At 69.4% G+C, this 15013-nt stretch carries 10 protein-coding genes; 3 read left to right on the top strand and 7 right to left on the bottom strand.

Going from position 1 to position 15013, the window contains the following annotated elements; translation table 11 throughout:
- The first annotated feature begins 301 nt into the window (after positions 1-301).
- The 3 genes from QQZ11_RS04005 (at position 302) to QQZ11_RS04015 (ending at position 4764) form a co-directional block, all read left to right on the top strand.
- Entirely contained in the window at positions 302-1501 is a 1200-nt protein-coding gene (locus tag QQZ11_RS04005; RefSeq protein ID WP_284548812.1) for an MFS transporter, read from the top strand.
- Between the two features lie 92 nt (positions 1502-1593).
- Complete coding sequence (gene argG, locus QQZ11_RS04010; protein ID WP_022909159.1) at positions 1594-3012, top strand: argininosuccinate synthase; 1419 nt, start codon at positions 1594-1596, stop codon at positions 3010-3012.
- 12 nt (positions 3013-3024) lie between these two features.
- The gene (locus tag QQZ11_RS04015; protein WP_284548813.1) at positions 3025-4764 is read left to right on the top strand and encodes a DUF2264 domain-containing protein; all 1740 of its coding nucleotides are present in this window, start codon (positions 3025-3027) and stop codon (positions 4762-4764) included.
- Here QQZ11_RS04015 and QQZ11_RS04020 read toward each other — a convergent pair.
- The 7 genes from QQZ11_RS04020 to QQZ11_RS04050 all read right to left on the bottom strand — a co-directional run bounded on the left by QQZ11_RS04020 (position 4736) and on the right by QQZ11_RS04050 (position 14997).
- Positions 4736-6019, bottom strand: a complete 1284-nt coding sequence (locus tag QQZ11_RS04020; protein WP_284548814.1) for a M23 family metallopeptidase — start codon at positions 6017-6019, stop codon at positions 4736-4738. The two genes, QQZ11_RS04015 and QQZ11_RS04020, sit on opposite strands and share 29 nt — an antisense overlap.
- A 172-nt stretch (positions 6020-6191) precedes the next feature.
- A complete protein-coding gene (locus QQZ11_RS04025) occupies positions 6192-6986 on the bottom strand; it encodes an ABC transporter permease (protein ID WP_284548815.1) in 795 nt (264 codons plus the stop codon).
- Between the two features lies 1 nt (position 6987).
- Positions 6988-7824, bottom strand: coding sequence for an ABC transporter permease (locus QQZ11_RS04030; RefSeq protein ID WP_284548816.1), 837 nt, complete (start codon positions 7822-7824; stop codon positions 6988-6990).
- Entirely contained in the window at positions 7821-8825 is a 1005-nt protein-coding gene (locus tag QQZ11_RS04035) for an ABC transporter ATP-binding protein (RefSeq protein ID WP_284548817.1), read from the bottom strand. The genes QQZ11_RS04030 and QQZ11_RS04035 overlap by 4 nt, the downstream gene beginning before the upstream one ends.
- On the bottom strand, positions 8813-10777 hold the full coding sequence (locus QQZ11_RS04040; RefSeq protein ID WP_284548819.1) for an ABC transporter ATP-binding protein: 1965 nt from the start codon (positions 10775-10777) through the stop codon (positions 8813-8815). Before QQZ11_RS04040 ends, QQZ11_RS04035 begins: the two co-directional genes overlap by 13 nt.
- The gene (locus QQZ11_RS04045) at positions 10774-12747 is read right to left on the bottom strand and encodes an ABC transporter ATP-binding protein (protein ID WP_284548820.1); all 1974 of its coding nucleotides are present in this window, start codon (positions 12745-12747) and stop codon (positions 10774-10776) included. The genes QQZ11_RS04040 and QQZ11_RS04045 overlap by 4 nt, the downstream gene beginning before the upstream one ends.
- Positions 12748-12879: 132 nt before the next feature.
- The gene (locus QQZ11_RS04050; RefSeq protein ID WP_284548821.1) at positions 12880-14997 is read right to left on the bottom strand and encodes a GxGYxYP domain-containing protein; all 2118 of its coding nucleotides are present in this window, start codon (positions 14995-14997) and stop codon (positions 12880-12882) included.
- Positions 14998-15013 lie beyond the last annotated feature (16 nt).

A 15013-nucleotide genomic window follows, 5' to 3' on the forward strand; every position in this document is an offset into this window, starting at 1 on the left:
TGCCCTCGTCCGGCTCGCACTTGCCCTCGTAACGCACCACCTGCCCTCGTCCCGCTCGCACTTGCCCACGTAACGCACCACCTGCCCTCGTCCGGTGCAGTTGCCCCCGGCCAGGGGCAGGGCAAGTGCGCCTCGCGAGGGCAACTGGGCAGGAACGAGTGCAAGTGCTCCTCACGCGGGCATCCGCGCTGAACAAGGGCAACCGCGCGCAACCAGGCATCGGCAGAGACACCCAACCGCTCCCGGCAACCCCGGCGAAACCCCCCGAAGCCCCACCCGGCCCGGGCCCTATGATCGTCCGGTGAAGTTCGGCGCGTATCGAGAAGTGTTGGCCCTGGCGAGCGTGCGAACCATCATCATCCTCGGCACCATCTCCCGGATCGGGCAGTTCGGCTTCGGAGTGTTGCTGACGGTGCATCTGGTCGAGGCCCTGCACCTGCCCTACTCGCGAGCCGGCATCGTCTCGGCGGTGTGGACGATCGGCCTGGCCATCAGCGCCCCTTGGCGGGGATCCCTGCTCGACCGCATCGGCTTGCGTCGCACCATGGTGCCCTCGCTCGTGGTGCTCACCCCGGTGTTCATCCTGTTGCCCTTCGTGCGCCAGTACTGGTTGCTGCTGGTGCTGGCGGCGCTCCTCGGCCTGGTCATGTTCCCCTCGTTCTCGGTCATCCGGCAGGCGGTGCTGGCCGCGACCCCGCCGGCCATGCGACGGACGTCAATCTCGCTCGACTCGACCATCGTCGAGGTCTGCTTCATGGTCGGCCCCGCGCTCGGAATCTGGATCGGCACCATGTGGAGCACCACCTGGGCGCTGCTGATCTTCGGCATGATGACCGTCCTGGGCGCCCTGGTTCTCACCCTCGTGAACGTCGCGATCGTCAGCCCGGACGAGGCAGGGCACCGCTCGGAGGAGCCCGAGCCCGGCCGCCGCCGACTCACTTGGGCGACCCCGCAGGTGTTGGGAATCCTCGCTGCCAGCGCAGTGGCGGGGTTCATCCTCGCCGGCACCGACATCGGTGTCGTGGCTGCCCTGCGCCAACTGGGGGCCCCGCAACTGATCGGGCTCACCCTGGCCGTGTGGGGGCTGGGGTCGGCGGTCGCGGGTCTGGCCTACGGCGGCCTCCACCGGGCAGTCCCCGTCGTCTGGCTGGTGCTGGGACTGGGCGCGTCGACCGCCCTGGTCTCGTTGGCCACGGGTGTGTTCACCCTCAACCTGCTGCTGTTGGTCGCCGGGGCCTTCTGCGCTCCCACCCTGGTTGCTGCCCAGGACCAACTCCAGCAGATCGTCTCCCCGCGCGAGCGTGGCCAGCTGCTCGGCTGGCAGGGATCCTTCATGACCGCCGGCAACACCCTCGCCCCACCCGCCGTCGGTCTGGCGATGGACCTGCGCGGATGGCACGCGGGCTTCATCCTCGCGGGCGGGGTCGGTCTTGTCCTCGCTCCGGCACTGATGGCCCTCCAAGGCCTGCGCCGTCGACGACTGGCGGCACCGACCCCCTGATCGCCCGGCCGTCAGTCCGTTGCTCCGCCCCCCGATCTCAGGACGGAATACTTATTCGGAGGACGGAATACTTATGCGGTAGGCTCGAGGGCATGTCCAAGGTCCTCACATCGCTCCCCGCCGGCGAGAAGGTCGGCATCGCCTTCTCCGGTGGTCTCGACACCTCCGTCGCCGTCGCCTGGATGCGCGAGAACGGTGCCGTCCCGTGCACCTACACCGCCCACATCGGGCAGTACGACGAGCCCGACATCGAGTCGGTGCCCGGGCGCGCGATGCAGTACGGCGCCGAGCTGTCACGGCTGGTCGACTGCCGCGAGGCGCTGGTCGAGGAAGGCCTGTCGGCCCTGGCCTGCGGCGCCTTCCACATCCGCTCCGGCGGGCGCGCCTACTTCAACACCACCCCGTTGGGACGAGCGGTCACCGGCACCCTGCTGGTGCGCGCCATGCATGAGGACGGCGTCAACATCTGGGGCGACGGGTCGACCTTCAAGGGCAATGACATCGAGCGTTTCTACCGCTACGGGCTGCTCGCCAACCCGGCCCTGCGCATCTACAAGCCGTGGCTCGACGAGGACTTCGTCCGCGAGCTCGGCGGCCGCCACGAGATGAGCGCTTGGCTCACCGAACGCGAGCTCCCGTACCGCGACTCGCAGGAGAAGGCCTACTCCACCGATGCCAACCTGTGGGGGGCCACCCACGAGGCCAAGACCCTGGAGCACCTCAGCGTCTCGCTCGAGACCGTCGAGCCGATCATGGGGGTCAAGTACTGGGACCCCAGCGTGGTCATCGAGACCGAGGACGTCACCGTGCGCTTCGACCAGGGACGTCCCGTGGCCATCAACGGCCAGACCTTCGCCTCACCCGTCGACCTGGTGATGGAGGCCAACACCATCGGCGGACGCCACGGCCTGGGCATGTCGGACCAGATCGAGAACCGCATCATCGAGGCCAAGAGCCGCGGTATCTACGAGGCGCCGGGCATGGCCCTGCTGTTCATCACCTACGAACGTCTGCTCAACGCGATCCACAACGAGGACACGCTCGCCAACTACCACTCCCAGGGCCTGCGGCTGGGTCGGCTGCTCTACGAGGGACGCTGGCTCGACCCGCAGTCGCTGATGCTGCGCGAGTCGATCATCCGCTGGGTGGCCTCAGCGGTCACGGGCGAAGTGACGGTGCGACTACGCCGCGGTGAGGACTGGACGATCCTCGACACCACCGGCCCCTACCTCAGCTACCACCCCGATCGGTTGTCGATGGAGCGCGTCGAGAACGCCGCCTTCGGTCCCACCGATCGCATCGGCCAGTTGACCATGCGCAACCTCGACATCGCCGACACCCGCGAGAAGCTCGAGCTCTACGCCGCCCAGGGGCAGCTGGGGGGTGCCCAGGCGAAGCTGGTGGGCGAACTCGAGCAGGGACAGGCGGGAACCATCCCGAGCCTGGGCCTCACCACGACCGACGACGAGGAGTCGCTCGACCGGGCGGCCATCGAGTCGGGCGTCGACTGATCCACCGCCACCGTGCACGCCGAGTCTGAGCCCGGCTGGGGACGAGCCGAGCACGCACAGGTCCTCACCCGAGCGCTGCTGGCGCTTCGTCCGTTCGCCTCGCCTGGCCGGGCACGGTTCGACCTGCCCGGTCCCACCTCCTCATCGGGCCGTGACTCCGACGCGCTCGAGGCCTTCGCCCGCTCGTTCATCGGGGTCGGCAACCTGCTCGCCGGGCAGGCGGACGACCCGGACGGGTTCGCCGAGTGGTATGCCGCGGGCATCTCGGCGGGGGTCGATCCAGCATCCCCCGAGCGCTGGCCGACCTTGACCGAGCAGGGGCAGCCCCGGGTGGAGGCTGCCGCACTGGCGGTCGCCCTGCACCAGACCCGCGACCAGATCTGGGAGCGGCTGCCCGGGCGCACCCAGCAACACCTGGTCGACTGGTTGGCCGACTCGGCTTCCGTGGACTACCCGCGCTGCAACTGGGTGCTCTTCCACACCGTCACCCAGGCCTTCCTCGCCTCGGTGGGTGCCGGGGGCGACGACGGCCGGGTGGCCGAGCACCTGGAGTTCATGACCTCCTGTCACCTCGGGGACGGTTGGTACTCCGACGCCCCCCTCGACGCCGGACGACCCCAGGTCGACTGGTACAACTCCTGGGTCATCCATCACCTGTTCCACCACCAGGCGAGCATGGCCCCCGACCAGCCGACCACCGCACGCCTCGCTCCCCTGTGGAAGCAGCGCCTGGGGGACTGGGCCGAACAGGCCGTCCATCTCTTCGGGGACGACGGCGCCCCCCTCCACCAGGGCCGGTCGCTCACCTACCGATTCGGCGTGCTGGCCGGCCTGTGGGACGCGGCGGCCAGCGGTGTGGGCCCCGATCCGGCCCGTGTGCGCAGGATCGCCGGGCGGACGATGCAGCATTTCGTGGGCCATGGCTGCTTCACCGAGCCCGACGGACTGTTGAGCCTGGGCTGGTTCGGTGCCCACGAGCGCCTCCGGCAGCCCTACTCAGGGCCCGGCTCGCCGTACTGGGCCCTGCACGGGTTCGCCGGTCTGGCGCTGCCCGTCGACCATCCGGTGTGGACGACCACGCCAACCCCCGACCCGGCCCACATCGACCGAACCCTGCCGCCCCTTGGTCCCGCCGACCGCCCGTCGGAGCCCATGGCTGTGGGCGCAGTCGGCTGGATCATCGACCCCGGTGATGACGGCATCGTCCGCGTGCTCAACCACGGTGTCGACCACGCCTCGCCGAGTGGCACCAGCGACCCGCTCTACGACCGGCTGGCCTACTCGACCGCCACCGCCCCCGTCGAGACCGACGACCCCGAATCGCTCGTCGACAACCAGGTGGCGGTCGTCGACGCCGCAGGTCGCCGTTGGTCACAGCGACTGCTCACCGACTGCGACATGCGGCACACCCGACGCGGACGACCGGTCGCCCTCAGCCGCTGGAGCACGGGCAACCGCACTGGCACAGCCGCCGACGCCCCCGTGGTGACGGCGCTGGCCACCGTCGTCGACGGAGGTGAACTGCGCGCCGTCCGCCTCGACCGACCCGGGCTCGTGACCCTCAGCGGCTGGGCCGTCGGCCCCGACCTCGAGACAACCATCGACCCGGTGCGCGGGCAGGTGCGGCGCCGGGTGGTCGCCACCCACGCCGATCAGCCCATGGCTGCGGCGGTCACGGTGGCGGGCGTCGAGTTCGAGGTGGCCGCCGGGGAGTGGATCGTCGTCAGGGTGAGGCTGAGGGCTCGGGACTGACCGCGGACGATGACCCAGTGGTCGGGACTGGAGTGGTCGGGACTGGAGTGGTCGGGACTGGGCTGGACGCGGCCGGACTGGTCGGCACCGGGCTGGGTTCGGGGGGTGGCTGCGTCGCGCTCGGCATCGGAGTTGGGCTCGGCGTCGGCGTCGGTGTTGGGCTCGGCGTCGGCGTCGGTGTTGGGCTCGGCGTGGGAGTTGGCGTCGGCGTGGGCGAAGCCGTCGGCGAGCGCGAGCCGGTCGGGTCGGGGCTGGCCTCGGGCGATGCCCCGCCCGTGGGTGTCGGGCTCGGTGTGGGGGTCAGGGCCACGGTGGGTGTCGGGATCGGCGCCGGTGTCGGTCTCGGCGTGAGTGTTGGGCTCGGCGTGAGTGTTGGGCTCGGCGTGGGGGTGGGCTGCGGCGAACTGGTGGCCGAAGGACTGGAAGCCAGCGCCCCTGCGGGAGGGCGCACAGGCGTCAGACCACCGGTCCGATACTCCGCCGCATTCAGGTCGACGACCACGGGACGGCCGTCCAGCCACGGCACGGGGTCAGTGAACTGCCCGTCCGCGATCACCTCGAAGTGCAGGTGGGCTGCGGTCGAGTAGCCGGTGCTGCCCACCCGCCCGACCCCTTGGTGCACCCTCATCCGATCACCGGCGCGCACCGCCAGCGAGGACAGGTGGTTGTAGGTGGTCACCACCCGGTGGCCACCGAGCATGCCGTGGTCGATGGTGACCCGGATGCCGTAGGCACCGCCCCAGCCGGCCGACAGCACGGTTCCGGCCGCGGCGGCACCGACCGGGGTGCCGTAAGGGACCCCGAAGTCGGTGCCCGTGTGCAACTTGTAGATGTGCGTGATCGGGTGCACCCGCATGCCGAACGGCGACGTGATCGCCCCCATCACTGGCCGGGACAGCAGGGCACCGGTCGTGGAGACCACCGCCGGAGTCACGCGCGTGGGAATCACCCGCGGCGGCTTCAGGTCGACGGCGACCCCCTCGTCCACGAGATGGCCAGGGTCGGTGAGCAGCGAAACCCAGGGCAGCGCCTCCTCGTCCACGCGAAGCACGGCACCACCCTCGGGTCGCTGGGACGGTGCAGACCGGGTGACTGCCTGCACGACCACCGACGATGGCTCCTGCACCGGCACCGCCAGGTAGGCCGCGCCTACACTCAGGGAGGCGGCATGGGCGCCCACGAACGCCACGAAACCGAGCCAGAGCGCCACCACCATGGTGGCGCACCTGTGCCCGTACACGGCGCGGCGTCGCATCGTGCCTCCCCCCGTCAGCTCGACGGACCCATCAGAGCACGGTTTCGTCCGAATGGGTAGGGGCGAGTGAGCGAATCCGTGAGCCGCTGCGCTCCGAGTTGCAGCCCACAGCGGCGGATCCCCATGCCCGCCGGTGGGACCTGACAGAAGTCGGCGCCCCGACCCCACCGCCTCAGCTGCCGGGGCTCGCGTAGTGGCGCGACTGGCGGCCGAAGAACACGATGGCCAGAGCGAAGCAGCCCAGCCCCACCAGGGGACTCCACCAACCGAGCCACCCGGGGAACCACAAGGAGTCCTGCCGACCCAGCAGCATGGCGGCGGGAATCCAGCCGACGAAGGCGAGCGGCAGCACCAGGGTGAAGAAGACGGCCCCCACCGCGCCGAACACCTGCAGGGGAAAGTTCCCGAAGGTGCCGAAGACGGTCTCGATCAGTCCCGTCATCGACTCGGTGTTCGTCCACCGGAAGCTGAGCGCCCCCCGGACGAGTTGGAGCCCTGCCTCCAACATGCCCCCGGCCGCCACCGCAGCGACCAGCCACAGGGCCTTGGCCGGTGTCCAGTCGATGGCTGCCCGGGGCAGCGCGAAGCCGAGGACGGTGGCGGCGATCACGACGTCGCCGAACTGCTGCAGGTTGAACCGACGCATCAACAACTGCAGGAACAGGCTGACCGGACGGAGCAGGTAGCGGTCGAACTCGCCGGTGTGCACCACGGTGTCGAGGTCGGTCATCCGGCGGAAGAAGAAGGCGCAGACACTGTGGCTGGCCATGCGGATGCCGAACAGGACGAAGACCTGGGGGCCCGTCCAGCCCGCGACCCCTCCGAAGGCGTGCAACAACACCGAGATGAACAGCAACTGGCTGGCGTTGTAGGCGAGCGCGCCGACGATGGAGATGAGGAAGTTCGCCCGGTACTCCATCTCGGTCAGCCAGGCCACCCGCAGCAGGGTCCGGAAGTCCCTGGCCACCTCAACCACCGTTGATCACGACCGTTCGCAGGGCACGCCACGACACGAGGGCGGTGAGCAGCGCCGCCACCACCAGCCATCCCACCTGTGCCAGCACCACTCCCCCGACCCCGCCCAGGGGCTGCTCCGAGAACCACAGTTGGAGCGGTGCGAAGACCTGCAGCGCGAACGGGAGCGCCTCGAGCGTGGGGCGCAGCCAGTCGGGCATGAACCACAACGGCACCAGGGCTCCCGAGGCGAAGCTGGCGACGGCGCGGTAGACATAGAAGGGGCCTCTGGTGTCGGTCGTCCAGAAGGCGACCATCGACACCACCAGGTTCAGCAGGGTCGCGATCAGCCAGCCGAGGGCGGCTGTCAGCATGAAGCCGAACGCGGCCGACACGGTGGCGGGCATGGTCAGCCCTCCCAGCAGTGCACCGAGCAGCAGCGCCGTGGCCACCCCCGGGAGGGCACCGACGGCAGCACCGATCGACTGCAGCAGACTCTGCCCCACCACTCCCACGGGGCGGATGATGTCGGTGGCGACCGTCCCTTCACGCACCCGTTCGGGCAGGGACGAGAGCCGCCACGGAAGGGCCAGGTGCCCGAGCACCAGCCCCAGCACCGCGTACGAGACCGCACGTTCACCGGTCACGCCGGCGACGGAGTGGCGACCCGAGTAGACGGCCCTCCAGACGGTGACCAGCAGCACCGTCTGCAGGGCGACGCTGAGCATCGAGACCACCACGTTGGCCCGGAACACGAGCGCGTTGGCGGCACCCAGGCGCACCATCGCCCATGCCCTGCCCACGGTGTCATGCACACCACGGGCGACCGACGTCCGGGCTCCTGCGGTCACCGGCCCGCCTCGGCGTAGATCAGCCTGACGACGTCCTCCAGGTCGGGCTCGATCACCTTCAGGTCGTCGATCCCCGTGGCGGACGCAGCCTGGGCGATCACCGCTGGCGCCGTGGTGACGTCGGGGTCGAAGCGCAGGGTGATGGTGCCGTCCTCGCCCTCGATCCGTTCGCTGTGGTCGGCGCGTATCAGGGCCGCATCGGAGTCGTCCGCGGGCGTGATCACCACATCCCTGAACGGCAGGTAGCGCTTCTTGAGCACCGGCAGGTCCCCGTCGTAGACGACCGACCCGTGGTCGATCATGACGATCCTGCGGCACAACTGTTCGATGTCGTCCATGTCGTGGGTGGTGATCACCACGGTGGTGCCGTACTGCTGGTTCTGGGCGGCGATGAACTCCCGGAGCGCCTGCTTCGCCACCACGTCGAGACCGACGGTGGGTTCGTCGAGGTACAAGACCTCGGGCCGGTAGAGCATCGCCCCGACCAGGTCGCCGCGCATCCGCTGACCCAACGACAGCGACCTGATCGGGGTGTCCAGGAAGTCGCGCACACCCAGCACCTCGTCGAACTCGGCCAGCCGGGCACGGTAGTCGCGGTCCTCGACCCGGTAGAGGTCACGGATCGTCTCCAGCGACACCCGAAGGGGCAGGTCGTACCAGAGTTGCGACTTCTGGCCGAAGACGACCCCGATGTTGTGGGCATGGGCCCGCCGGTTCTGCCACGGCACGACTCCGTTCACCCGCACCGTGCCCGAGGTGGGACGCACGATCCCGGTCAGCATCTTGATCGTGGTCGACTTCCCGGCACCGTTCGCGCCCAGGTAGCCGACCACCTCACCCCGCTCGATCGTGAACGAGACGCCGTCGACGGCGCGGACGAGCCGACTGGGCGCCCACAGGCGTCGGAGCCCGGCGAGACGACCGTCGACGCTGCCGGCGGTCCGGAACTCCTTGACCAGCGCGTCGACCTCGATCATGGCCGGCGAGCTCAACTCGTCCACGCCCGCCAGAGCTTGGCGTACTCCCCGTCCAGGGCCATCAACTCATCGTGGGAACCCAGTTCGGCAATGTTCCCGTCGATGACCACCGCGATCCGATCGGCGTCGTGTGCGGTGTGCAGACGGTGGGCGATGGCGACCACGGTTCGTCCGGTCAGCAACGAGGACATCGAACCCTCGAGGTGACGAGCGGTCTGGGGGTCGATCAGCGAGGTGGCCTCGTCGAGCACCAGCGTGTGCGGGTCGGCGATCACCAGGCGGGCCAACGCCACCTGCTGGGCCTGGGCCGGGGTGAGCCTGGTGTTGCCCGACCCCACCTTGGTGGTGATGCCGAGGGGCATCCGCTCCACCCATTCGAGGGCGTCGACGGCGGCGAGCGCCTCGCGCACCTCGTCCTCGGTGGCGGTGGTCTCGCGGGCCAGCACGATGTTGTCGCGAATCGTCCCGACGAAGACGTGGTGCTCCTGGGTGACCAGGGCCACCTCGGTGCGCAACCGGTCGAGCGGCAGCCCCATCAGGCTCGCCCCACCCACGGTCACCTCGCCGGTGCGCGGTCCGTTGATGCCGGCCAGCAGTCGTCCCAACGTTGACTTCCCCGACCCGGACGGCCCGACGATCGCGAGCCGTTCACCGGGCACCAGATCGAGGTCGACACCGTGCAACACGTCATGACCCTCGCGGTAGGCGAACCGCAGGTCGCGGCCCACCAGGTGGGAGTCACGAGGTTCCTCACCGGAGGGGGTGCGGTCCTGCGGCACCTCCGCGATGCCCAGCAGTCGGGTGGTCGAGGCCATGCCCACCTGGGCCCGGTCGAGGGTCTGCACCAGCACGTCCATGGGCCCGATCAGTTGCTGCAGGTAGAGGGCGGCCACCGTCACCTGCCCCAGCGTCACCCAGCCCTGGGTGTAGCCGACGGCGCCGAGCACGACGACCAGGATGAGCGGACCCTGGAAGGCATAGTCCATGGTGAGGAACATCAGGTTGCGCAGGCTCATGGTGTAGCGCTCGGTCTGCGCCGAGACCTCGACGTCGAGGTCGGTCTGGCGGGCACGCTGACGCTGCAGGCCCAGAGCCTCGGCCGTCCGGGCGCCCTCCACCGACTCGGTGAGGGTGGAGTTGATGGTCGAGTACGAGTCGCCCTCGGCGATGTAGCCGGCCAGGGCGTGCTTGAGGTAGGTGCGCACCGTGAAGAACAGCAGGGCCATGCCCAGCAGGGTGGGGATGGTCAGCAACGGTGAGTTCAGGAACAGGGCGACCAGGGTCAGGCCGACCAGGCCGACGGTGGTCACGAACTGCGGAAGGGCCCACTGCGCCGCCGAGGCCATCGCTGACACGTCCCGGGTGACTCGGGTGACCAGGTCACCGGTGCCGGCGGTCTCGACGCGCGACAGCGGCAGGCGGAGCACGGTGCGCACGACCTCCTCGCGGGCCGACGAGAGCAGGTCTTGGCCGAACACGGTGGTGATCAGGCGAGTGAGGTAGGTGAGCGCTCCCTGCACGAGCACGACTCCGGCAGCCGCCAGGCAGATGCCGTTCAGGGACGAGGCCAGGGTCGGGTCGCCGCCGGTGACACGGTCGACCACACCACCCAGGATGCGGGGGACGATCAGCCCGGCCACGGCGGCGAGCAGGGAGAACGTGATCAGGGCGATGATCGTCCGTCTGCGGCTGGCGACCAGGGTGCGCAGGAAGGCGAAGACCCGCTCGTTGCTGGCCACGGGCAGGCCGCGGTCGGGGTTGCGCTGGCGGGCCAGCACCGCCTCGGCCAACTGGCGACGCATCCGGTGGCGGGCACGCCAGGCCGTCAACCGCTCGACCGCGGACCCGCGGTGGTCGGTGTCGAGGGAGGGGTCGACGCGGGTGTCGTCGCCGGTGTGGTCGAGCCAGGTCTCTGCGGAGTCGACCAAGGTGGTCACGGCGAGGCCCTCGATCACGAGGTTGTCGGTGGCGGTCATGAGTGGTCCTGCACTGCCCCGGAAGGGGTCGGGAGAAGGGCGTGGTCGCGGAGGGGGTGCTCGATGGCGGCCGGGTCGTCGTCGATGCCCCGCTCGACGACGCTGCGGTAGGCCGGGGAGTGCTGCATCAGGTCGTGGTGGGTGCCACGTTCGACACAGACCCCGTCCACCATGAAGACCACCTCGTCGGCCACGTGCAGCACCAGCGGCGACACCGTGGTGATGATCGTGGTGCGACCGCGGCGGGCCTCGGCCAGGCGGGTGGCGATCCGGGCCTCGGTGTGCGCGTCGACGGCCGAGGTGGGCTCGACCATCACGAGCACCTCGGGGTCGGCGAGCAGTGCGCGGGCCAGCACCAGCCGCTGGCGCTGGCCACCGGAGAGGCCTCGTCCCCGCTCGTCGATGCGGCCCTGCCAGCCGCCGGGAACCAGGTCGTAGACGTCCTCGGCCGATGCCACGCGCAGGGCTTCCTCCGCCTGCTCGCGGGTCGCTCGCCCCAGCGGGTCGACCAGTTGCTGCAGGGTGCCGGCGAAGATCATCGCGGAGGTGTCGCTCACCAACACGCGGCGGCGGAACTCGGCGAGGTCGAAGCGCGAGACGTCGATGCCGTCGTAGGTCACTCCCCACGGAAGATTGGCCCGCTCCTCGTCGGCCTGGGCAAGGGCCTCCAGTTCGGCCGCCTTCTCGGCCCGGGCGCGCTTGGCGGCTCGTCCCTTGAGGTTCTCGTCGATCTCGTGGCTGACGGGGTCCTCACTGCCGGTGAGGTAGCGACCGATCCGGTCGGCCAGGGCAGCGGAGTCGTCGGGCAGCGACGAGACGACCACGGTCAACTGTCCCGGCTGGGCGAGGAAGGTCGACTGTTCGTCCTTGATGACCGCATCGCGGGGCAGCTCGACGGTGTCGGTGCCTGCCTTCCACGGGGCGCTCTGGCCGAGCACCACGACGGTCTTCTTGGCAGCGACCAGACCCTGTACCCACTTCTGCACGAACTCGTACATGGTGTAGACGGGCCACACGAGATAGACGGCGTAGCCGAAGAAGCTGATCAGCTGGCCCACCGACAACGTCCCGGCCAGCACCTCCCGCACGCCCAGCCAGGTCAACAGCACCAGCAGCAGTCCACCCAGCAGGGTGGCCAGGGCGTCGACGGCCGACTGCCAGGCGCCGGCCTCGACGCCGGCCCGACGCACGTGCTGCGACTGGCGCACGTAGTTGTCGCCGAAGGTCTTCTCGCCGCCGATACCGCGCAGGATGCGCAGTCCCGCGACGATGTCGGTGGCCATGCCGGTGAGCTCGGACGAGCGGGTGCGCTCCTTGGTGCGGGCTGCCTGCAGGGGGCGCAGGAAGGGTGCTGCGGCGCCGACCAGCAGCGGCGCGGCGACCAGCACGACCAGACCCAACTTGGGGGACTCCCCCAACACCAGCACGGTCACGAAGATGAAGGCGGAGACTGCCCCGATGGCGCGGGTGAGCACTTCCTGGGTGGCACCGAAGGTGTCGGCGTCACCGCCGGCCACCGAGAGCACCTCCCCGGTGGGGGTGCGCCGGGGCAGCACGTGACCCATCGACAGTGCACGTCGGCTGATCAGCCCGACGGTGCGGTAGATGGACACGACCCAGCCGGCCACCACGATGGTGTGCCCGAAGACACCGAAGAACACGCCGATCGAGACGGCCAGCAGCATCCAGCCTGCCCAGCCGAGCGCAGCTGGGAGGTCACGCTGGCCGATACCGGTGTCGACGGCTCGTCCGAACATCCACGGGGTGATGGCGGACGAACCGAACCACAGCACCGAGCTGAGCGCCGACAGGACGAGGATCTTCCACTGCCTGCCCAGGAACCAGAGCAGGAATCGCAGGGGTGAGCGGACGTCGGGGCGCTCATCCGCTGTGGGAAGGGGACGAGGGGTGGGGTTGGCTGCGACCGAGGGCAGCCCATACGCGTGAATCCGCGGCGGGAAGGTCTCCATGACGGGGTCAAGCCTAAGGGCGGGAGGACCTCCCACTAAACCGGTTTTCGGTGGGGGTGACGGCCCCCTGCGTCCGGTGGCGAAGCTGGCAGCCACCGGCCGCGATGGGTCGTCGATGCGGTGCCGACTTCCTCAGCGCTTGGGGCCGGGTGTCGGCGCCGCGCTGGACGAGCCGTGGGGCTTGGCCGACGACGCCACCGTCACCTTCTGGGCGGGCGCGGTGGTCGCCCGCTGGCGGGTCTGGGCGAACAGGTCGAAGAAGCGGTCGGCGAGCACGACCTCGATGGACGAGGGCAGCGACCGCACGAGGGTCCAGATGTCGTAGGGCGTCCACTGCCAGGCGTTGACCAGGCCCGCGATGAACAGGGGTTGATCGCTGGTGCCGCCCATGGCCGAGATGTGGTCCAGCAGCCCCTGCTTGTAGTCGGCGGGGCTCCCCTGCGGCCACAGGGTGCCGATCAGGGGCACGGACGCGCCCGGCTCGCTGTAGCGGCCGTGCTCGTCGGTCTGGATGATTCCGCGCAGGTTGGTGTTGCGCGCATAGGACTGGACGACCCAGTCGGGCAGCTTCGGGAAGCCCGACGAGTTCGGCGTGGAGTAGGCGTAGACGATGTCGAGCCCGGTCGCCGCCATGGAGCGTCCTGACATGGTCGTGTAGGTGTCCAGCGTGTCCTGTGGCCACGAGTCACCGTAGGTGTAGCCGGCCCCGGAGGGGCCACACACCAGCAGGTCACTGGTCGTCGCCGTCTGCTGGTAGTGGCGGAGCAGGGCCGGACCGATCTCGGCCAACAGGGGTGAGACCGTCCAGTTCATGGGCGCGCGACCGCGCCCCGGGTCGTCCCACAGGTCACGCATGCGGCGCTGGCAGTACTGGACGTTGTCGCCCTCCCCGATGGTGAGCGTCAGATAGGTGGTGTTGCGCACCGACGGGGTGGTGCGCCTGGACGGGGACGCCTTCGTGCTGACCTGGATTCCTGACAGCACGCTGGCGTTGGCATAGAAGTCCGCTGCCACCACGACGACGCCGTGCTCACTGCAGAGTTGGACTCCCGACCACTCGCCCGAGACGTCGTTGGAGAACCACCCCGCGTAGGCACTGCCGGGCTCGACGCGGTTGAGCAGGTCCGCGAACTGCGAACCACTGTCGCCCGACGGTGGCAGCCACGACACCAGGGCCTTGGTGGCGACGGCGAAGTCGCGGAACTGCGCGAACGGCTCGAGTCGGGTCGGCGCTGTCGCCGTGGTGGAGACGACGTACTCGTTCTCGAGGTCGACCTCGAGAACGAACGACGTCGTGCCGGCAGGAATCGCGAATCGGTAGATGAAGTAATTGTTGCCATCGGCAAAGCGATTGCTGCTGCCCCCCAGTTGGCTGTGCGCACCATCGAAGAGATGACTCGCCTCCTCATCCGACCCGGGGGTGAAGGATGCGATGGTGGCGCCGTTCGCGAGCGCTGTCACACTGTGGACGGAGGCTCCCCATCCGTCTGTCGGGAACGAGTCCGAGAACTTCACGAACAGTTCACTGCCCGACACATGGGCAGAGAGGTCGAACGTGTACACCTTCCGATTCGAGGAGTCGCGCACTTCGTTTCCCTCCCGCGCCACCTCCGTCCAGGTGACATCGGCGACCTCAACGGTGGTGGCGGGCGGCAACCCGACCAGGACGCGGTGGGTGCACTGCGGCCACAGATTGGCCATCTGCCACTCATGGATGGCCGCTGGGTCATCGGCGAACTGACCCCGCAGGTCGGTGACGATCGGCAACTGGTGGGCCTCTGCCTGTGCCGCCGACGCCACCACGCAACCCTTGAGTCCAGCCATGGTGGTGGCGAGGTTGATGGTGTCCGGAGCAGCGAGGTCGTACACGATCGCACCGTTCACCCGGTCGCGGTAGCGGGACACCAGTGACATGGGATCAGCGACGGAGGACGTGGTCACGGGCAGGTTCGCCACCCAGGTGCTGTCCACGGGGTCGACGATCAGGTAGATCTCGGGTACCCGGGCGTTGATGACCCCCTGCAGGCTCGTCAGCAGCAACCGGTCGAACCCGTCCAGTCTGGTGGCGTCTGCGATCACGACCTTCTTCGCCTTGGCGAAGGTGGGGAACACCTGACCCTGCGGCCAGCTGATGCCGGTGGACGGCTGTGGACCCGCATGGGCGGGTGGGGCACCGGCAATGTGACCGGCGAGCGACAGTGCTGTGGCACCAATTCCCGCGGAAAGAATGGAGCGGCGATGAACCTGCATGGATGTTTCTCCTGTG

The organism is Aestuariimicrobium sp. T2.26MG-19.2B, assembly GCF_950101875.1.
Lineage (GTDB): Bacteria > Actinomycetota > Actinomycetes > Propionibacteriales > Propionibacteriaceae > Aestuariimicrobium > Aestuariimicrobium kwangyangense.